The sequence below is a fragment of the Vreelandella aquamarina genome (assembly GCF_044805175.1).
In the GTDB taxonomy this organism is placed as follows: Bacteria; Pseudomonadota; Gammaproteobacteria; order Pseudomonadales; family Halomonadaceae; genus Vreelandella; species Vreelandella aquamarina_B.
In genome coordinates this window covers 1,708,157-1,727,675 of sequence record NZ_CP085232.1, presented here as the reverse complement: position 1 = coordinate 1,727,675, position 19,519 = coordinate 1,708,157, and the positions used below count along the sequence as shown (strand labels likewise).

Here is a 19,519-nt window from a genome sequence, read left to right as displayed (position 1 = left end):
TAAAAGCGCAGCATGGCAACTTAACGAGATGCACGATATTTCGGGGACAGCTCCTGCTTAATCTTCGCCGCGACCTCTTTTAGGCGTGGGCCAAGATTATTAACGAGACGATCATGATCTAAGCGTAGGCTAGAGCCACCGCAGTTAATAGCCATCACTTCGGCGCCATCTTCGAGGATTAACGGCATCGCCACGGCACTGATATCCCGCTGCCAATCCTGCTCTGATAGGCAGAAGCCGTACTCGGCATAGTCGCGCAGGCTCTGCTCAATTCCTACCTCCAGGCGCGGCCACTCATTGCCATGAAATTCCGCCAGTTCGCGCATTACCTGCTGGCGACGCTCGTCGGTCAGTCCGCACAGCCAAGCCCGTCCAATTGCGGAGGTGGCAATAGGAAGCCGAGAACCGACATCTAAACGAATAATCAGCGGGCCATGCCCGTGGCAGGTTTCCAGGTACACCATATCGCTACGGTCAGCGCCGCCCAGGCTGACATTGCAGTCGGTAGCGTCGGCAAAGTGCTGTAAATGGGGGCGGGCAATTTCGCGAATGCCCATATTGGCTAGAAAGCGGTAACCCAGCGCTAATACCCCCGGGCCTAGGCGGTATTTCTCCAAGTGGCGATTGTGTTGCAAGTAGCCAAGTTGGGTCAGCGTGTAGGTTAACCGAGACACCGTGGGGCGTGGGATGTTGGTGCGATTAGATAGCTCGGCGTTGCCAAGATACTCTTCGCCCGTACCAAAGGCGCGGAGCAGTTCCAAGCCACGTGCGAGAGCGGTGACGAAGTTGCGATCTTTTTCGGGGGATTGCGGCTCTTCAGCGGCAGCGTCGGTTGGTTCCATCAAGCGTCTCGGTTAATCAATGATTGAGTGGCAAGTATCGCATATCTGCGCAGGGGCATTGCAAAGTGCTATAGCAGGGCTTCGTCAACGCTTGGCCAGCGGCGCTGCTTGGCAGCGCCGCAAAAACTGAGAGCGTTTAACTATCCAGACGCTCGATGATGGTTGCAATGCCTTGGCCAACGCCGATGCACATGGTCACCAACGCATAGCGTCCGCCAGTGGCTTCTAGTTGGCGCAGCGCGGTGAGCGCAAGGCGCGCCCCAGAGGCACCCAAGGGGTGGCCAATAGCAATCGCGCCACCGTTAGCATTTAGGCGTGGATCGTCGGCTGAAAGTCCCAACTGCTGAACGCAGCCCAGCACCTGCACCGCAAAGGCCTCGTTGATCTCGATGACATCCATTTGCTCAAGCGATAGGCCCGCTCGGGTTAGCGCTTTTTGTGAGGCGGGCACTGGTCCCAAGCCCATCACCCGGGGGGCAACACCGGCCACGGCACTAGCTACAATCCGAGCGCGGGGGGCAAGCCCTGCACGCTCACCAGCGGCGCGAGTGCCCACGATCATCGCCGCGGCGCCGTCGTTCAAACCCGAGGCGTTGCCTGCAGTGACCACACCGCCTTCAAACAGGGCGCCCAATTTGGCCAGTTTATCTTCTGTGCTTCCTGGGCGAGGATGCTCGTCTTTATCGACTAACAGCGGCGGCTGTTTGCGCCCTTGGGGTACCTCGACCCCAAACATCTCGCCGTCATAAAAGCCGTTCGCCAACGCTTTGGCATAGCGTGCCTGGGAGCGGGCAGCAAAGGCGTCGCTCGCTTCTCGGCTGATGTTCAGGTCGTGGGCAATGTTGTCAGCGGTTTCCGGCATGCTGTGGCTGCCGTACTCCTTAGCAATCCACGGGTTGGGGAAGCGAGAACCAATCACCGTATCAAACATCGGCTGATTGCGAGCGTAAGGGGAGTCGGCTTTGCCCAGCACGTAAGGTGCACGAGACATGGACTCCACCCCGCCGGCCAGAAATAGCTCGCCTTCACCCAGGCGGGCGGCGCGGGCCGCATCCATGATAGCGGCTAAGCCACTGCCGCACAGGCGGTTGACGGTTTGGCCTGCCACTTCAATAGGCAGGCCCGCCAGTAACGCACCATGACGGGCGACGTTACGTGAATCTTCACCTGCCTGGTTGGTACAGCCCGCCAGCACCTCTTCATAGCCCTCTGGGGCAAACGGATTACGCGCTACCAGTGCTTTTAACGTTAGGCCCAGCAGTTCATCTGGGCGAATAGCCGCTAGGCTGCCGCCATGGCGGCCAAAAGGGGTACGCAGCCCGTCGTAAATGTAGGCGTCTTGCATGGTTATTCTCCTTGTTTGTGTAAGCCGTATTTGAGACTGAGGTATTAGCCCGTTGGCCCGTCAGTGAGTGGCATAGTGAGCGCGGCGCGGCGGCGCAGCCACGGGCTAGGGCGGTAGCGGGGGTCGCCGGTGGCGTCCAGCAGATTGTTTAATATGGTTATGATGCGCGAAGCGCCGTAGTGGTCGCCCATGCGTAGCGGGCCAAAGGGGTAGCCGAGGCCTAGCTCCACCGCGCGGTCGATGGTGGCGGGTTCTGCGACCCCTTGCTGAGCGATATCGGCCCCGACATTCACGATGCACGCCACTACTCGCTGCAGTACAAATCCGTTGCTGTCATGAAGCGTGCTAACCGGCGTGCCATCGGCATTGAGCAGGCTGGCGGCAGCATTGATCAGGTCAGGCCGGGTAATAGGAGAGGCCATCAGGCTGCGGCGTTTATTTAGCCCCGCTAGCATATCCACTGCGACGCACTGCTCGGCGTTCAAACCTTGGCGCAGGGCGCAAGAAGTCGTGTCTTCACCCAACGGCGTCAGCAGGCAAAGCGCCTCTGCAGAAGGGTATTGACCACCCTCAAGCGGCCAGCCCGCCGCGTTAACCAACTCGGCTAGCTGGGCGGCGCTGTCAGGGTCGTCCTGGCTGATCCACACCGGGCAAGGGGAGGATGAAGCAATGGCGGGTTCATCCGGCATTTGCTGCTGACCATCCACGTAGCGATAAAATCCTTCACCGGTTTTGCGACCCAGCAGGCCCGCCGAAAGCCGCTGGCGGGTCAGCGGGGAAGGGCGAAAGCGCGGCTCTTCATAATATTGGTGGTATACCGACTCCATGACGGCATGGGAAACGTCCAGGCCGGTTAAATCCAACAGCGTGAACGGCCCCATTCGGAAGCCGCCTTGGTCGACCATAATGCGGTCAATAGTGGCGGGGTCGGCAACACTCTCACTCAGAAGTCGTAGTGCTTCAGTGCCAAAGGCGCGCCCGGCATGATTCACCAGAAAGCCAGGGGTGTCGGTGGCCTGGGCGGTAAAGTGACCCATGGCGGTGCCCAGCGCATTGACACGCTGGGTGATGGCGTCGTCAGTTCGCAGCCCTGGGATGACTTCGACAATCTTCATCAGCGGAACGGGGTTGAAGAAGTGGAACCCAATCACGCGCTCGGGGTGCTGGCAGGCGGCGGCAATGGCGGTGACCGAGAGCGAGGAGGTGTTGGTTGCGAGTACGGCATCTTGGCTGACAATGCTCTCTAAATCGCTGAATAGTCCCTTCTTTGCTTCCAGCTTCTCGACAATCGCTTCGACGACAATATCGCAGGGGGCAAGAGCGGCGAGTTCGCTGGATTGAATCAGTCGCTCACTGTACTGCTGTGCCTGCTCTTGGGTAATCCGCTGCTTTTCGGCACTGCGTTGCCATAAGCCATTAATAAAGGTGATGGCCTCTGTGACCGCACCCTCTTTAACGTCAAACAGCATGACATTTAGGCCTGCTTGCGCGGCTAGTTGAGCAATACCGCGGCCCATCGCCCCGGTGCCGACAATGCCAAGGGTGTTAAACGCATGGTTGGCTGCTTCGTTGGGCATAGGTCACATCCTCGCTGCAAAAGGTTTTGTTCTGCATTGCAAAATAGCATTTCGTTTATTGACTGCCATCCTAGGCTATGCAAAAGTGCCTGACAAGAGAGTGAACAATAGTTTCGCCATGCAGAATATTGGCAGCTCTGACTGCCTGCGCGAACGCCAACCATAAAAAACCATTGCCACCAGGAGCCGTTATGATCCGTGATCCCGAACTGCTGAATCAGTTGGTTGATACCATTGCCCGCTTTGTACGGGAGCGTTTGATTCCCAATGAGGCACGGCTTGCCGAAGAGGATGCAGTGCCTGCCGAGATCCTGGCGGAAATGAAGGAGATGGGGCTGTTCGGGCTATCCATTCCTGAAGAGTACGGCGGCTTAGGGCTCACCATGGAAGAAGAAGCCCTGGTAGCCATGGAAATCGGCAAAACGTCTCCCGCGTTCCGCTCGGTATTTGGTACGAATAATGGTATCGGTGCCCAAGGCATTCTGATTGACGGCACTGAAGAGCAGAAAGCCAAATACGTGCCGCGCTTGGCCACCGGGGAAATTCTCAGCTCTTTCTGCTTAACCGAGCCGGACTCTGGCTCCGATGCCGCCAGCCTGCGCACCACCGCCGTGCGCGATGACGACCACTACGTGTTAAACGGCACCAAGCGCTATATCACCAACGGTCCGGAAGCGGATCTGTTCACCGTGATGGCGCGTACCGACCCAGACAACAAAGGCGCTGGCGGTATCTCCGCCTTTATTGTTGAAGGCAATACGCCTGGTCTGATTCGCGGCCCGGCGGATAACAAGATGGGCCAGAAGGGTGCGCATACCTGCGATATCATTTTTGATAACTGCCGTGTACCGGCTGAAAACATCATTGGCGGTAAAGAGGGGCAAGGCTTTAAAACCGCCATGAAAGTGCTCGACCGTGGGCGGCTGCATATTTCCGCCGTGTGTGTGGGCGTGGCCGAGCGCTTAGTAGAAGAGTCGCTGCGCTACACCATGGAGCGTAAGCAGTTCGGTGCGCCGCTGGCGGAGCATCAGCTGGTGCAGGCCATGCTGGCGGATAGCAAAACCGAAGCCTACGCAGGCAAAACCATGGTCATGGACGCCGCACGCCGCAAGGATGACGGTGAAAATGTCTCCACGCTCGCCTCCTGCTGCAAGCTGTTCTGTGCCGAGATGGTGGGTCGCGTCGCGGATCGCGCCGTGCAGGTGCACGGCGGTGCGGGCTATATGTCGGAATACGCGGTTGAGCGTTTCTACCGCGATGTGCGTTTGTTCCGCATCTACGAAGGGACGACGCAAATTCAGCAGCTGGTGATTGCCCGGAATATGGTGCGGGAGGCGTCCTAATGGCTCTGTCGGTCCCTTACCAAGCGCCAGATGAGAAGATCTTTGGCCGTCTGGCAAGCGAGCTTTTGGCAGAGCTGCCCGAGCGCTTGAGCACTCGCGTGCTGGAAAACGCGAAACGCCTAGCGGATCACCCCGCGCTTGTGGATGGCAACGTTCGCTGGAGCTACGCCGAGCTGGGGCAAGAGATTCATGCCGCCTGCGAGTGGTTAGCTAATTTAGGCGTACGGCCCGGCGACCGTATTATGACGGTCAGTGAAAACTGCCGTGCCCTGGTGGTACTGCTGTTGGCCGCCAGTGAAATGGATGTTTGGGTCGCGATTGTCAATTCGCGCCTCTCCGCTCAGGAAGTGGATTTAATTCAGGGCAACTGCCTGCCGCGCCGAGTGTTTTACACCTGCGAAGCCTCCCAAGAGGCGAGCCAGCACGCCGAGCGCCACGCGGCTGATCGCTATCAGCATCCGCAGCTCGGCGGCCTGGCGATTTCACCGCTATTTGAGAGCGAGCCAGAGCCTGTTCACGCTAGCGGTGCCGAGCAGGTCGCGGCGATGATCTACACTTCAGGCACCACCGGTACGCCGAAAGGCGTCATGCTGACCCATCGCGGTATTCTGTATATCGCCTCTATTTCCGGCGGTATGCGTCATCTGAGTGAAGGGCAGCGGGTGTATGGCGTGCTGCCGATGTCCCATGTGTTTGGCCTCTCCTCGGTGTGTATGGGGGCGCTGTATAATGGCGCGTGCCTGTACACCGTGCCGCGTTTCGATGCCGCTCAACTGCTGGCAACGCTGAAAGAGGAGCGTATTACCGTACTGCAGGGCGTGCCTGCGATGTACGCTCGCGCCCTGGAGTACCTGAAACGCGAACAGCGCGCGCTAGAAGCGCCTGCGCTGATCTATATCTCCGCAGGTGGTTCGCCCCTGGATAGCGATACCAAAAACCGCGTGGAAGCTGCGTTTGGCTTAACACTACACAATGGCTACGGCTTGACCGAAGCCAGCCCTACCATCAGCCAAACCCGCATTGAAGACCGCCACCAGAGCAGCACCGTGGGCCGCGTGCTGCCGCTGTTGGAGTATCGGTTGGAGCCTTTAGGCAGTAGCGGAACCACTGAAAACGCGGGCGAGGAGATCGGCGAATTGTGGGTGCGTGGCCCTAATATCATGAAGGGCTACTTCCGCCAGCCGGACGCCACCCGCGCCACCCTAACGGAAGATGGTTGGCTCAACACCGGTGATATCGCCAAGCTGGATCACGACGATCAGCTCTATATCGTGGGCCGCAGCAAAGAGCTGATTATTCGCTCGGGCTTCAACATCTACCCGCCGGATGTGGAAGCAGTGATTAATGAGCATCCTGCGGTGACGTTAACCGCAGTGGTCGGGCGGCAAGTGGCAGGCAATGAAGAGGTCGTGGCATTTGTGCAGTGTGAGCCGGGCATTGAGGTTGATATGGCAGAACTCAAAGCCTTTATTGCCGAGCGGCTTGCGCCCTATAAGCGTCCGACCCAAATTGTGCTGATGGATGCGTTGCCTTCCACCGCCAGCGGTAAGATTTTGAAAGGGCGGCTACGCGACTTGGCCCAGCAGGAGAGCGCTTTATGAGCGACACAGGCAGCGCGATCGCTTCCACCACGCCCCAGGCGCTGATGGGCTATCACGAATTGCTGGGCATGCACGTGGTGGATTGGGAAGAGGGGCGCGCAGTGGTGGAACTCACCATTGAACCCAAGCACCTTAACCGCAGCGGCAACGTGCATGGCGGCGTACTGGCTTCCATGCTGGACAGCGCCCTGAGCCTAGCGGGCCTGCACTGCGAAGTGCCGGGGAATATTCGTCGCGGGATGACGCTGTCACTTACCACCACCTTTGTGGGGCCTGCTCGGCAAGGCGTGCTGCGTGCCACGGGCACGTTGCGTGGTGGCGGGCAAAAAACTTATATGACTAGCGGTGAGATCGTCGATGAACGGGGCAATCTTGTTGCCATGGGCGAAGGCTCGTTTCGTCGTCGCAGCGGCAGCGAATCGTCACAAGGTGTTCCCGACCCGCAGTTGAGGGAGCCTAGCGAGTGAGCCCTGCCCGCCTGCGGGTTTCCTTTTTACTACTGGTTACGCTTGCCACACTGATTCATTTGGTGGGTGGCAGCGTGGCGTGGCAAGCCGCAGGCGTTGGCGTGCTGCTGCTCTATTTGATGACCCTGAAGGGCCAACTCACCCGCATGGCTAAGGGGCTGCTGTGTGCCGCTGGCGTACTCACACTGCTCGCGCTGTGGCGCTCGCCCACGCCTGGGCAGCTGCTGTTTGAGGCGAGCGGACGTTTCGCGTTTTTTGCCACCTTTATAGTGGCGCTGAGTATGTTGCGCTTACCTGCCTATCGCTCCCGTTTAGTGCGCCGCTGCGGGCAAAGCATGCTGCTTCAGCCCCCCAGTCGTCGTTACCCGATCTTATCACTGGGCTCGGCGCTGTTTGGCATCATTCTTAACATTGGCGTGCTGAATCTGTTCGCCGCGATGATCGAGAAGAGCAATACCCTGAGTGCCGCCCAAGGGCGCGCCTGGGTGCGCGAGGCCCGCCAGCGCCGCATGATGTTGGCGCTGCTGCGTGGATTTTCGCTGGCACCGCTAATTTCGCCCATGGGGATTGGGGTGGCCGTGGTGCTCTCAAGCCTTCCCCAGGTCACCTGGCCACAGCTGGCGCCCTATATTCTCGGGGCCGCCGCGCTGATTTTTATGGCGGGCTGGGCGGTGGACTATTTCACCGGCCCGCACCCACCCGCCAATAAAACCTATGTCACCCCGTCGCTGCGCCCGTTGGCGCAGTTTAGCGTTTTGCTAATCGGCATTGTGGCGCTGGTGTTTTCCATTGCGTGGCTGTTGGATTTACGACTGCCCATTGCCGCGCTGCTGGGCGCGCCTACCGGGGCGCTTTTATGGCTGGCTTGGCAGCGGCGTAGGCTGGGCTTTGGCGGGCTACCTGCAGCTATAACGGCGGTGCATCGTCAGCTACCTTGGTTGCTGTCTCCCAGCGCTAATGAGATCGTGGTGCTGGGGGCGGCAGGCTATTTGGGGCATTTATGCGTGGGCTTGGTGGATACTCAGCAGCTCGCGCCGCTTTTGGCAGTGCTTGGCCCTTTAGGCGCTTTAAATTCGGTGTTGGCCATGCTGATGGTGGTGGGCCTAGCGCAAATAGGCGTCAACCCGATTGTTACGGTGACACTGTTGGTGGGCTTGCTCCCCACGCTAGGCATCGAGGGGTTAACGCCTGAGCTGATTGGGGCATCGTTAATGGTAGGCTGGGCGCTGGCGCTGATGTCATCACCAATGACCGCTTCCATGCTGATTCTCTCGCGCTTTACTGGCGTACCCGCCACCCGCATCGGTTACCGATGGAACGGGCGCTTTCTGATCGCGGCGATACCGCTGCTGGCGTTATGGTTTGGTTGGTCGCCTTTCTGAGGTGGGCTGTTCAAGGAAACGCTTGACCTTTGGCAGGCGTTTTTTTATTGTTATTTTTATAAAGTGAAATATTATTTTGCTATGCGGAATAAAAAGCCGATGGTTCAATCGCTGGAGCATGCCTTATGAAAATCCTCGTCGCGGTGAAACGCGTCATCGACTATAACGTCAAAATCCGTGTCAAAGCGGACCATTCCGATGTGGACCTTACCAACGTCAAAATGGCCATGAACCCCTTCTGCGAAATTGCCGTGGAAGAGGCGGTGCGCCTGAAAGAGAAGGGTGTGGCTACCGAGGTCGTGGCCGTGACCGTAGGCCCCAAAGCCGCCCAAGAGCAGCTGCGCACCGCGCTGGCGCTGGGGGCCGACCGCGCCATCCACATTGAGACCGACGAGCGCGCCGAATCGCTGGCGGTGGCCAAACTGCTGGCCAAAGTGGTGGACGAAGAGCAGCCCGGTTTGGTGATCCTCGGCAAACAGGCCATCGACACCGACAACAACCAAACCGGCCAGATGCTCGCCGCGCTGACCAATCTGCCGCAAGGTACGTTCGCTTCGGAAGTCGCGGTAGACGGCGACAAGGTTAATGTGACGCGTGAAATCGACGGCGGCCTGCAAACTGTCGCGCTGACACTCCCGGCGATTGTCACCACCGACCTGCGCCTGAACGAGCCGCGCTACGCCAAGCTGCCGGACATCATGAAGGCCAAGAAAAAGCCGCTGGATGTCAAAACCCCCGCCGACTACGGCGTTGAGGTGGCTTCCAAGGTCACGCTGCTCAAAGTGGAATCCCCCGCCGAGCGCAAAGGCGGCATCAAAGTCGCCTCGGTCGACGAGCTGATCGACAAACTGAAAAACGAAGCCAAAGTGATCTAAAGTCGGCACGACGTTGATTGTCCTGCTTTGAAAGGAGCGAATTCTATGAGCATTCTGGTACTTGCCGACCTGCACGACGGCCAACTGGCCAGCACCACCGCCCACGTCGTCGCGGCGGCCCGCGCCATTGGTGGCGAGATTGATGTGCTGGTCGCCGGTGAAGGCGTCCAGGCGGCGGCAGACGCCGCTGCAAAACTCGACGGCGTGCGCAAAGTACGCGTCGCCGATAACGCCGTGTACGCCCACCAGCTGGCCGAGCCCATGGGCGCGCTGCTGGTGGAACTGGCAGGCGACTATTCCCACGTACTGGCCAGCGCCTCCACCACCGGCAAAAACGTCCTGCCGCGCCTAGCCGCGCTGAAAGACGTCAGCCAGCTATCGGATATTATCGCGGTAGAGAGCGCCGATACCTTCAAGCGCCCGATCTACGCCGGTAACGCCATCGCCACGGTGAAAAGTGACGACGCGCTGAAAGTGATCACCGTGCGCACCACCGCGTTCGATGCGGTGGGTCAGGGCGGCAGCGCAGCCGTGGAAGCGGTAGCTTTCGCCGCCGACAACGGCCAATCCAGCTTTGTCAAAGAAGAGCTGGCCCAGAGCGACCGCCCAGAACTCGGCGGCGCCAAGGTGGTCATCTCCGGCGGCCGCGGCATGGGCAACGGCGATAACTTCAAGCTGCTGGACGGCATTGCCGACAAGCTGGGGGCGGCCATTGGTGCCTCCCGTGCAGCGGTAGACGCCGGCTTTGTGCCCAACGACATGCAGGTGGGTCAGACCGGTAAGATCGTCGCGCCCGAGCTGTACATTGCCGTGGGTATCAGCGGCGCGATTCAACACCTGGCGGGCATGAAAGACTCCAAGGTGATTGTCGCGATCAACAAAGACGAGGAAGCACCGATCTTCCAAGTGGCCGACTACGGCCTGGTGGGGGACCTGTTTGAGATCCTGCCGGAGCTGGAAAGTAAGCTGTAAGTTTAGGAGGCTGTCCGGAATAGCCCTAGGCGGGGGCGCTGTAAACCCGTCCATGGGCGCTACTTTCGCTTCTGACCGCCATGGATGGCGGGAATGCTGGTAACGTCAGGAACGTGTTACCTGCCATGGCGAAAGATCCCCGCTACGGGCTGTTCCGGCCATGCCAACTATTTTAGCCATGCTTTAAAACCCCTATTTGGGGTTTTCACGCTGATGGGCTTACAAACAATGATAATGAGCCACGTATGCTAACCCAACTGACTGCCTCCATGACGCTGCCGGTTATCGGCTCTCCCATGTTTATCGTTTCTGGCCCTGAGCTGGTCGTTGCCCAGTGTCAGGCGGGGGTTATTGGCGCGTTTCCGGCGCTGAACGCCAGGCCTGCGGAAGTGCTCCGGGAGTGGCTGCAGCAGATTACCGATACCTTAGACGACTATAACGCGCAGAACCCGCAGCAGCCCGCCGCGCCGTTTGCGGTGAACCAGATCGTGCACCCCACCAATGACCGTATGGATCATGATGTGGCGCTATGCGCTGAGTTTAAGGTGCCGTTGATTATCACCAGCCTGCATGCGCCTAACCGGGTGGTCGAGCAGGTACACGCCTATGGCGGCTTGGTATTTCATGACGTGACCACGCTGAGGCACGCTAAAAAAGCCATCGATGCAGGCGTGGATGGGCTAATTTTGGTCTGCCATGGGGCAGGCGGCCATGCGGGGCGGCTTAACCCCTTCGCTTTTGTGGCGGAGGTCAGGCAGTTTTACGATGGCCCGCTGGTGCTGGCAGGGGCGATTACCAAAGGCGAGCAGATCGCCGCCGCCCAGGCGCTGGGCGTGGACATGGTGTATATGGGCACGCGCTTTATTGCCACCCAAGAAGCCAATGCTCAGCCCGCGTACAAGCAGATGGTACTGGAAGCCGCGGCGGGGGATATCGTCTATACCAACCTGTTTACCGGCGTACACGGTAACTACCTGCGCCAAAGTATCGAGCTGGCAGGCCTGGACCCAGAGGCACTGCCAGAGGGCGACAAAAATGCCATGCGCTATGGATCAGGCGGCAGCAGTAAGGCAAAAGCGTGGCGGGATATTTGGGGGGCCGGGCAGGGAGTGGGGGGCATTACCACACTGAACAGCGTGGCGGATGAAGTAGCCACGCTGCGTGCAGATTATCAGCAAGCACTTGATCAGTTACGACGGCGCTGACGAAAAGCAGCCACGCGGGTGTGAAAATCCTCGGTGGCTTTACACTCATCCTGCAGTGCACCTTCAAGCGTTAGAGTGTCGTCAAGCGACAGGTTTGCGGCCTGTCGCATGGCCCGTTTCGTCGCCCCTAGTGCCTGGGGAGATTGGGCCACCAGAGCCTTTGCAAGCGCTCGTGCTTCCGCTAACAGCTGATCATCTTCCACAACTCGGTTGGCCAAGCCGAACGCCATGCAACGCTCGGCGTCGATGGGGGGAGCCAGCGCTGCCATCTCAAAAGCTTGAGCGTGGCCAAGTTTGCGTACCAAATGCCAGCAAGCACCGCCGTCGGGAATCAAGCCAATATTGATAAAGGCCAGTTTTAAATAAGCAGAGCGGCCCATCACCACCATATCGCTGGCCAGCACATAGGACACACCAATCCCCGCGGCAGCGCCGCTCACCGCGGCGATCACGGGCTTTTCCATCGTCATCATGCTGTGCAGCGCAGGCAAAAAAAGCGTTGCCAGCCGCTCGCTGGCAGGCTGGGTGGAGGCCTTTTCGAATTCCGCTAAATCAGCACCGGCACAAAAAGCGCTACCTTCACCGCTGAGGATCACGCAACGTACCTGCGGGTCGGTCGCCACGGTCGCTAATGCTTCATTGAGCGCCAGGGCCGTGGGCTCGTTGAGGGCATTGCGCACCGCAGGGCGCGCAATGGTCACTTCGGCGATACCGCCCTCGGTAGTCTCAACGCGTACAAGTGACGTTTCTTCACTGCGCATGAGCTTCTCCTTAGGCGGCGTCGAGCTGTTCGCTCACCGTCTCAAGGTGATAGTCGCTGTCGCCCAGGTAGTGATCAAACATCACCAGATGTTTGGCGTAGTGGGCCACGTAGCACTCTTCGGTCATGCCCATGCCGCCATGAAGCTGAATGGCCTGTTCCGCAATAAAGCGCGCAGACTCGCCGCAGTAAGCCTTGGCCGCGGCGATTTTATAGTTCCGCTCATCAGCAGGCAGCGAGAGGCTGGTGGCGGCGAGAATCGCCATAGAGCGCGACTGCTCTAAGTGAAGGTGCATATCCACCATGCGGTGCTGTAGCGCCTGGAATGTGGCCAGCGGCAGGCCAAACTGCTTGCGCTCTTTTAAATAGGCGAGGGTTTGGTCGCAGGCGGTTTCCATTGCACCGATGGCCTCGGCGCACAGTGCGGCGCGGCCCAGGGCCAGCACCTCTGCCAGGGCGTCACTGGCGTCTTCGCTTAGGCAGTTCTCTAGCGGCAGAGTCACGCTGTTCAACGTTAGGTCACCGGCGGGCTGGTCATCCATCGTGCGGTAGGTATGTAAAGCGATGCCTTGGGTATCCGCAGGCACGATAAACAGCCCTAACTTGCCGCTGGGCAGTTGGGCGGTCACCAGCGTGGCGGCGGCATTGCCGAGATTCATCACTACATCTTTGCGGCCGTTAAGCTGCCACTGGCCATCGTGTTGGCTCGCTTGGGTCGAAATATCGAAAGCGTCATAGCGGGCGATGTGTTCTTGCCAAGCCAAGGCGAGCTGGTGTTCACCTTCCAACAGCGGAGCCAGCCAGCGCTCCTGCTGTGCTGAGTTGGCGCATAACGCAAGCAACTGCCCCGGTATGACTAACCCAAACAGGTACGCTTCCGGCACCAAGCCGCGCCCCAACGCTTGCATAATAATCATTAAATCGGTGCCGTCGCCGCCTAGCCCGCCTACGTCTTCGCTAAACGGCATATGCAGCAGGCCTAATTCTGCGAACGTGCGCCATAGCGGGCTAGCCCCTTGGGCTGGCGCTTCCAGCATAGCGAGGCGCTGCTCGGGCGTTACCTGGTCGGCCACTAAGCGTGTCAGTGTCTCTTCGAGCATGCGCTGCTCGTCGGTGAGTGCAAAATCCATGGTGACCCCCTTACATACCTAAAATGGTTTTAGCGACGATGCTTTTTTGAATCTCGTTAGCACCGCCATAAATCGACAGCTTGCGACGATTAAAATACTGGGCGCTGGCGGCAGCACCTTGGGCGTATTCATCATCCAGCGATTCATTACCATGGAGAAACTCGGGGAAGAACGGCAGTGCAGCAGGCCCAAGCGCACGGCGGGTGAGTTCGCTGATCTCCTGGCGCAGCTCAGAGCCGCGTACTTTTAGCAGCGAGCTCTCTGCACCCGGCACGCCGCCATCTCGCGCTGCGGCAATTACGCGTAGGTTGGTCACCTCCAGCGCCATCAGCTCAAGCTCGGCTTTAATCACCCGTTGGCGAAAGCTGGGCAGTGATAAAAGCGGTTTGCCGCGATGCTGTACGCGAGAAGCGAGGGACTTCAAATGGCGCAGTGCTTGTTTGGCGTGGCCAAGACCGGCAATGCCGGTGCGCTCGTGGGTTAGTAGGAATTTGGCGCAGGTCCACCCTTGACCCTCTTCGCCTACGCGGTTCTCCACCGGCACGCGAACGTTGTCGAGAAATACCTCGTTGACCTCATGGGCACCGTCGAGAGTAATAATCGGTCGTACAGTAATACCAGGGCTCTGCATATCAATCAGCAAGAAGCTGATACCCGCCTGCTTTTTTGCATGGGGGTCGGTGCGCACCAAACAGAACATCATGTTGGCGTGCTGGCCCAGGGTGGTCCAGGTTTTCTGGCCATTGACGATGTAGTGGTCACCATCGCGTACGGCGCGGGTGGATAAACCAGCCAAATCCGAGCCAGCACCCGGTTCGGAGTAGCCCTGGCACCACCAATCCTGATTCTTCAGGATACGCGGCAGGTAGTGCTGTTGCTGCTCAACGCTGCCAAATTTCATGATGACCGGCGCGACCATGTTGACGCCAAAGGGCACCACCGTAGGGGCGTGGGCGGCCGCGCACTCTTCATCGAAGATATGCCGCTGCACCGATCCCCAGCCTGGGCCGCCGTGCTCAACAGGCCAGTTGGCGGCAAGCCACCCTTGATCGCTGAGAATATTCTGCCAGCGAATGTGGTCATCGGCACGCAGATGGCGGCCTAGGCGCACTCGCTCACGAATATCACTCGGCAGTGCATCGGCTAAAAATCGGCGGACTTCCTCGCGGAATGCCTGCTCTTCGGGGCTAAACGTCAGATTCATGAGTGTGCATCCTTGGAAGGCGTCTTTTTGTGAGTCGATGAATGAGTAGAAAGCAGAGTGGCTTGGCGATGTGGCCCGCCCAGGTGGCGTGGGTAGCCCAGCGCTTCCACTGCCAGCAGGTCAATATCGCTCTCGCGGTAGCAGGCGCCTTGCTGCGCTAGCGTCAGGCTCGCCTGCTCCATGGCTGACTGAGCGTCGTTGTTGGGCGCTTGCTTTGTGGCTTTATAAAGGGTGCTCAGCACGCTATTCGACTTGCTCACCACCACGTTGGAGCGCAGGGCTTTAAGCGTTAATGCCACCCGCTGCTGGTCGGTCGCGCTGGCGCTGTGATTGACCAACTCATGGAACTGGCCGCGCTCGGCAACTACGAGGCTGAGAGGCGTGGCTGTGGCGCTGGCGGTTAACGACTGCAGCGCCACGGTAACCGCCTGAGAGGGGCAGGCGCTTGCATCTGCGCCAGGGGCGAGCAGGCACAGCTCAGTGCTGGCGTCAGGGGTGTCGGTAAGTGTCACGTTAGCGCGCTGGGCAGCGTGATGCAGCTTGTCGAACAGCGGGTGCTCGCCGATCAAAGCAACATGCTCAAAAGGCCCAGCGTTGTCTACTCCAGGTACCACGTGTGGGCTTCTTGCGGCAAAAAAGAGGTGAATCAGCCCAGCGCGCTGTGGGGAGTCCATACAGGCCAGAAACAGCTCCCGCTCGCGGCGCAGACCCTCTTCCAGCGATGCCGCTTTCGTGCAGGCGTCAATAGCTTCCACAATGCGAAACGGTGAAAACAGTGCCGGTGTGTTGGTTTCAAGCTGTTCTTGCACAGCGGCAATGGCTTGGGGGTTGGCCTCTGGGGCAGGTAACTGCCCGGTGATGCGCGCCTGCTGTTGTCCCGCTAATACCTCTTTTGCCGCTGCCAAACCTGCCTCCAGCGGCGTTTGGGCATCACTGATGCCATCAATAATGCCGATTTCAAGCGCTTCATCGGCCTCTACAAAGCGTCCGCTGGTGATGATGTCTAAGGATCTTTCCACACCTACCAAGCGGGGCAACCGCTGGGTGCCGCCAGCGCCGGGCAGTAAGCCAAGCTTCACTTCTGGTAAGCCAACGCGGGTGCCTGACAGTGCAACCCGATAATGGCAACCCAGCGCGACTTCCAAGCCGCCGCCTAGCGCGGTGCCATGTAGCGATGCGATGAGCGGTTTGGGGCAGGCTTCCAACTGTGTAATCACGTCCGGTAGCAGCGGCGCTTGGGGCGGCTTACCAAATTCTCGTATATCGGCACCGGCAATGAAGGTTCGCCCCTCTGCCATCACCACCAGTGCCTTAGCCTGTTGATCGGCCACTCCTTCTTTAAGGGTGCTGAGCAAACCGTTACGCACCGTTTGGCTTAAAGCATTGACGGGCGGGTTAGCGATACTGATGACGCCAACCTCGCCGTGTCGCTGGTAGTGAACACTCATAGAGGCTTCCTTGTTTCGCTATGTGGAATATAAGATTGTTGTTCGGAATTTGGTGATCATGGCGAAAGACGCCGTTGGAGTCAATAATGCAAAATATGATTCTGCATTGCGGAATTTAGCGGGCTAAACAAAAGGCCGCTCAGAGGCGGCCTTAAGTAAGAACTTTTCGTAATGATATTAAAATATAATTAGAAAATGGGGTTTAACCCAGCTTCCTGTAAGGCGGCGCGCCGGGTTTCCATCCAGCCGTCGATAAATGCCGCTTCCTCTTCGGGCGCATTGGCTTGATAGGTTTCCCAGGTGTCCATTAGCAGCTGTTGACGTTCAACCAGAGCGTTTTGATGAGCCTCCATTTCATCGGTCCACACACCGCTTTCCTGGTAGTACTCCACCACGGCATCGTGGAAAGGCACCACCCAGGTCATGTTTTGATTCTCAAGCGCATAGCCGCTAGCCCCTGGGGCGTTGTCTTTATAGTCGTCAAACGACTCCACCAACGTGGTAATCAAGCCAGTGACCGTTTCCGGCGCTAAATCGGCGTTACTCACCATAATAGGGTAGGGGTAGCTGGCGCTGGCCAGCGGCTGCTCGGCATCAATGCCAGCGCCTGAGGTAACCTCGTGAGGTTGAAAGTAGGGCGCTATGTCCAGCATCCGCGCCCAGCCAGCCTTATCATCAGTAGGCAGTTCTGGCCACTGTAAACCGCGGGGGCTAGCCGCCAAGCGTTGGGCGGCGGGGGTGACGGTGGTGGTAATCGCGGCATCGGCGCGGCCGCTGATAATACCGTCGAAGGCGGCGTTGTAACCTGGGAAGTCGACGCGCTCGACGTCATCCCAGGTCAAACCAGCAAATGCCAGGTAGGCCTCGGCGGCTTTATTCAGCGCGTCGTCGCCGCGTAGGTAGGCTAACCGCTTGCCTTTAAGATCGGCGATGGACTCAATGTCCACGTCGCCTGCCACCGCCATGCCTAACCCAAAACTTGCCATGGAGGTGGAAATCACGCGTATCGGTTGCGGGCCCCAGTCAGGCCCAGCGAACATCATCACGCCTTCGGAACCGTAATAGCTGGCAATACCGCAGGCGCAGAGATCTACACGACCGGTTTTCAGCGGCGTCATACGCATAGTGTCGTTTTCACCGGGAATAACGCGGGACTGAGTACCATGCTCCTCCTGCAGCAGCTGGCTAATCGCCATGATCTGTGCATGTCCGCTGGTGCCGGTGCCATAAGCTGTCCAATTCAGCGTGTTGGGCATGGCGCTGGCGCTGCCCGCAGTGAGCAGGCCAGCGGTTAGGCTACTAAGTACGAGGGTGAGGGTTGTTTTTGTGCTCATAAATATCCTCGATAGTGGTATTAAGCGTTAGCAGTGTGCGAACGCTGATGATAGCGCTGGCTAAGGCGGGCAAGGACAACGCCCGGTAGCAGAGCCGCTGCGGCTAACCCAATTAATTCCCATTGGCTTAGTGGCACCATGCCACCGCCTGGTAGCGCCAGCAGTAGCCCGGCGATCAGTACCAGGGCGCGAATCACGATTTCCTGCAGCGCGCCATAGCCCAGTCGACCAACCCCCATGAGGTAGCCTTGCATCGCGGAGGCAAACAGGATGATGCCGATGACTGCCTGGATAAATACGGCGATGATCATCAGCGGCTCGCCCTGCATAATCAGCGCCGGGTTAAGCACGAATAGGAAAGGGATAAAGTAAATGACGCTGCCTAGGCGCATGGCTTGCAGGCCGGTTTCCATCGGGCGGGCGCCAGCTACGGTGGCGGCGGCGAAGGCACCCAGCGCCACGGGTGGCGTAATAAAGCTGAGCATGCCCCAGTAGAGAATGAACATGTGTACCGCCATGGGGTCCAGTCCGCCACCTTGAATCAGCGCGGGTGCTAGGGCGACTGCTAGGAAGATGTAGGCAGCGGTGACGGTCATGCCAATGCCCAGCACAAAGCTGGTGACCGCGCCCATAATCAGCAGCAGCGGCACGCTACCACCAGCAATATTGATAAAGTCGTTGGCAATGGTGCCCGACAGGCCGGTCATGGAGAGCGCGCCTACCAGCATACCCACGCCCGCCAGAATGGCGATGAGCTCGGCAAACAGCTTGGCTGCAGATGACAGCGTTTCGGTGACATCCTTCCAGCCCCAGCGATTTTGTTTAGAGAGTTGGTTCAGGATCAGCAGCAGAGCGGTGGCGTAGAAGGGGGCAACTGCTTCCCGTTGCATGACTAGCAGCATCCAGACCAGCAGGCCAAAGACAAAGATAAAGTACCAACCCTCTTTCAGAGTTTGCTTGATGGAAGGTAGCTCAATCGCCGGGAGGCCTTTAATGTCATTACGCGCGGCGTAAGCATCGATTTGGATAAACAGGCCAAGGAAGTAGAGAATGGACGGAATTACCGCTGCCAGGGCAACCGCAGCGTAGGGAATATCCAAAAACATCGCCATGACGAAGGCGGTAGCACCCATCACGGGGGGCATCAGCACACCACCCGTTGAGGCACAGGCTTCCACACCGCCGGCAAATGAGCGGCTCATGCCAATGCGGCGCATGGCAGGAATTGAGAGAACGCCGGTGGTCAGCACGTTGCTAATCACGCTGCCGCTCATAGAACCCATCAGGCCGCTTGAGAAAATCGACACCTTAGCCGGTCCGCCGCGGACGTGGCCGAGCAAAGCAAAGGCTAGGTTAATAAAGAATTTGCCGCCGCCGCTTTTTTGCAACACCACGCCAAAGACTAGAAAACCAATGACTAAACCTGCAAAGGCCTGTAGAGGTACCCCCATGATGCTTTCGGTGCTCATGGTGTGGTACATGGCGGTCTCTTCTAAACTGGAAGGGAAGGCCTGAATAGGTCCGGGAACAATATCTGCCACCAAGGGGTAAAGAGAGAACATCCCGGCGATAATGGCAATCGGCAAACCACCGGCCCGGCGTGCTGCCTCGATAATCAATACCCAGTAGGCGTAGCTAAAATAAATGGCGATATCTGGGGCTGCAAACGCCCAGCCGCGCTCCAGAATAGGTACTGCGTTGTAAACAAAGTAGCCGCCAACGATCAGTGTGATAGCACTGAGCAGGTAGTCATACCACGGGATTGTCTGTTCCTGTTGGCTGCTGCGCATGGGCCAAAGCAAAAACACTAACGGCAGCAGTAGCGCGACAACTGCGTAGTAAAACTGGGTTTCCAGCCCGGTCACGAAAGTGAGCCAGCCCCAGTTAAACAGGTAGTCCAGCGTCATCATCATCAGTAACACGGTGACGGTGGCGGGCACCCAACGAAGTACCGGGGGCAGCTCGCGTATTTGGCTGATCTTTTCTTTAACCTGCGGCGTGTTAGCAGGTGGCGTATCGGTGGTCATAGGACGT

16 protein-coding genes are annotated in these 19,519 nt (G+C 58.5%); 7 read left to right on the top strand and 9 right to left on the bottom strand.

Going from position 1 to position 19,519, the window contains the following annotated elements; genetic code table 11:
• Positions 1-20 precede the first annotated feature (20 nt).
• The 3 genes from LG300_RS08215 to LG300_RS08205 form a co-directional block, all read right to left on the bottom strand.
• Positions 21-842: an IclR family transcriptional regulator gene (locus LG300_RS08215; protein WP_404377905.1), complete on the bottom strand. Its 822-nt coding sequence runs from the start codon at positions 840-842 to the stop codon at positions 21-23.
• Between the two features lie 136 nt (positions 843-978).
• A complete protein-coding gene (locus tag LG300_RS08210; protein WP_404377903.1) occupies positions 979-2,187 on the bottom strand; it encodes a 3-oxoadipyl-CoA thiolase in 1,209 nt (402 codons plus the stop codon).
• A 44-nt stretch (positions 2,188-2,231) separates the two neighbouring features.
• Positions 2,232-3,764, bottom strand: coding sequence for a 3-hydroxyacyl-CoA dehydrogenase (locus tag LG300_RS08205; protein WP_404377902.1), 1,533 nt, complete (start codon positions 3,762-3,764; stop codon positions 2,232-2,234).
• Between the two features lie 191 nt (positions 3,765-3,955).
• On the opposite strand from LG300_RS08205, the gene LG300_RS08200 reads away from it, so the two are divergent.
• The 7 genes from LG300_RS08200 (at position 3,956) to LG300_RS08170 (ending at position 11,609) form a co-directional block, all read left to right on the top strand.
• On the top strand, positions 3,956-5,107 hold the full coding sequence (locus LG300_RS08200) for an acyl-CoA dehydrogenase family protein (RefSeq protein ID WP_404377901.1): 1,152 nt from the start codon (positions 3,956-3,958) through the stop codon (positions 5,105-5,107).
• Positions 5,107-6,708: a class I adenylate-forming enzyme family protein gene (locus LG300_RS08195; protein ID WP_404377900.1), complete on the top strand. Its 1,602-nt coding sequence runs from the start codon at positions 5,107-5,109 to the stop codon at positions 6,706-6,708. Before LG300_RS08200 ends, LG300_RS08195 begins: the two co-directional genes overlap by 1 nt.
• Positions 6,705-7,175, top strand: coding sequence for a PaaI family thioesterase (locus tag LG300_RS08190; RefSeq protein WP_404377899.1), 471 nt, complete (start codon positions 6,705-6,707; stop codon positions 7,173-7,175). The genes LG300_RS08195 and LG300_RS08190 overlap by 4 nt, the downstream gene beginning before the upstream one ends.
• Complete coding sequence (locus LG300_RS08185; protein ID WP_404377898.1) at positions 7,172-8,557, top strand: hypothetical protein; 1,386 nt, start codon at positions 7,172-7,174, stop codon at positions 8,555-8,557. The genes LG300_RS08190 and LG300_RS08185 overlap by 4 nt, the downstream gene beginning before the upstream one ends.
• A gap of 125 nt (positions 8,558-8,682) precedes the next feature.
• Positions 8,683-9,432 carry an electron transfer flavoprotein subunit beta/FixA family protein gene (locus LG300_RS08180; RefSeq protein WP_159342059.1) on the top strand — a complete coding sequence of 250 codons (750 nt, stop codon included), beginning with the start codon at positions 8,683-8,685 and terminating at the stop codon, positions 9,430-9,432.
• Positions 9,433-9,477: 45 nt separating this feature from the next.
• Positions 9,478-10,404, top strand: a complete 927-nt coding sequence (locus tag LG300_RS08175) for an electron transfer flavoprotein subunit alpha/FixB family protein (protein WP_404374710.1) — start codon at positions 9,478-9,480, stop codon at positions 10,402-10,404.
• A 245-nt stretch (positions 10,405-10,649) separates the two neighbouring features.
• The gene (locus tag LG300_RS08170) at positions 10,650-11,609 is read left to right on the top strand and encodes an NAD(P)H-dependent flavin oxidoreductase (RefSeq protein WP_404377897.1); all 960 of its coding nucleotides are present in this window, start codon (positions 10,650-10,652) and stop codon (positions 11,607-11,609) included.
• Here the strand turns inward: LG300_RS08170 and LG300_RS08165 are convergent.
• The 6 genes from LG300_RS08165 to LG300_RS08140 all read right to left on the bottom strand — a co-directional run bounded on the left by LG300_RS08165 (position 11,591) and on the right by LG300_RS08140 (position 19,512).
• Positions 11,591-12,370 (bottom strand): enoyl-CoA hydratase/isomerase family protein, encoded by a 780-nt coding sequence (locus LG300_RS08165; RefSeq protein WP_404377896.1) that lies wholly within the window; start codon positions 12,368-12,370, stop codon positions 11,591-11,593. The two genes, LG300_RS08170 and LG300_RS08165, sit on opposite strands and share 19 nt — an antisense overlap.
• A gap of 10 nt (positions 12,371-12,380) precedes the next feature.
• Entirely contained in the window at positions 12,381-13,499 is a 1,119-nt protein-coding gene (locus LG300_RS08160; RefSeq protein ID WP_404377895.1) for an acyl-CoA dehydrogenase family protein, read from the bottom strand.
• A 10-nt stretch (positions 13,500-13,509) separates the two neighbouring features.
• Positions 13,510-14,703, bottom strand: coding sequence for an acyl-CoA dehydrogenase family protein (locus LG300_RS08155; RefSeq protein ID WP_404377894.1), 1,194 nt, complete (start codon positions 14,701-14,703; stop codon positions 13,510-13,512).
• A complete protein-coding gene (locus LG300_RS08150; RefSeq protein WP_404377893.1) occupies positions 14,700-16,151 on the bottom strand; it encodes an enoyl-CoA hydratase/isomerase family protein in 1,452 nt (483 codons plus the stop codon). The genes LG300_RS08155 and LG300_RS08150 overlap by 4 nt, the downstream gene beginning before the upstream one ends.
• Positions 16,152-16,339: 188 nt before the next feature.
• Positions 16,340-17,485: a TAXI family TRAP transporter solute-binding subunit gene (locus LG300_RS08145; RefSeq protein ID WP_404377892.1), complete on the bottom strand. Its 1,146-nt coding sequence runs from the start codon at positions 17,483-17,485 to the stop codon at positions 16,340-16,342.
• Between the two features lie 20 nt (positions 17,486-17,505).
• Positions 17,506-19,512: a TRAP transporter permease gene (locus LG300_RS08140; RefSeq protein ID WP_404377891.1), complete on the bottom strand. Its 2,007-nt coding sequence runs from the start codon at positions 19,510-19,512 to the stop codon at positions 17,506-17,508.
• Positions 19,513-19,519: the final 7 nt, after the last annotated feature.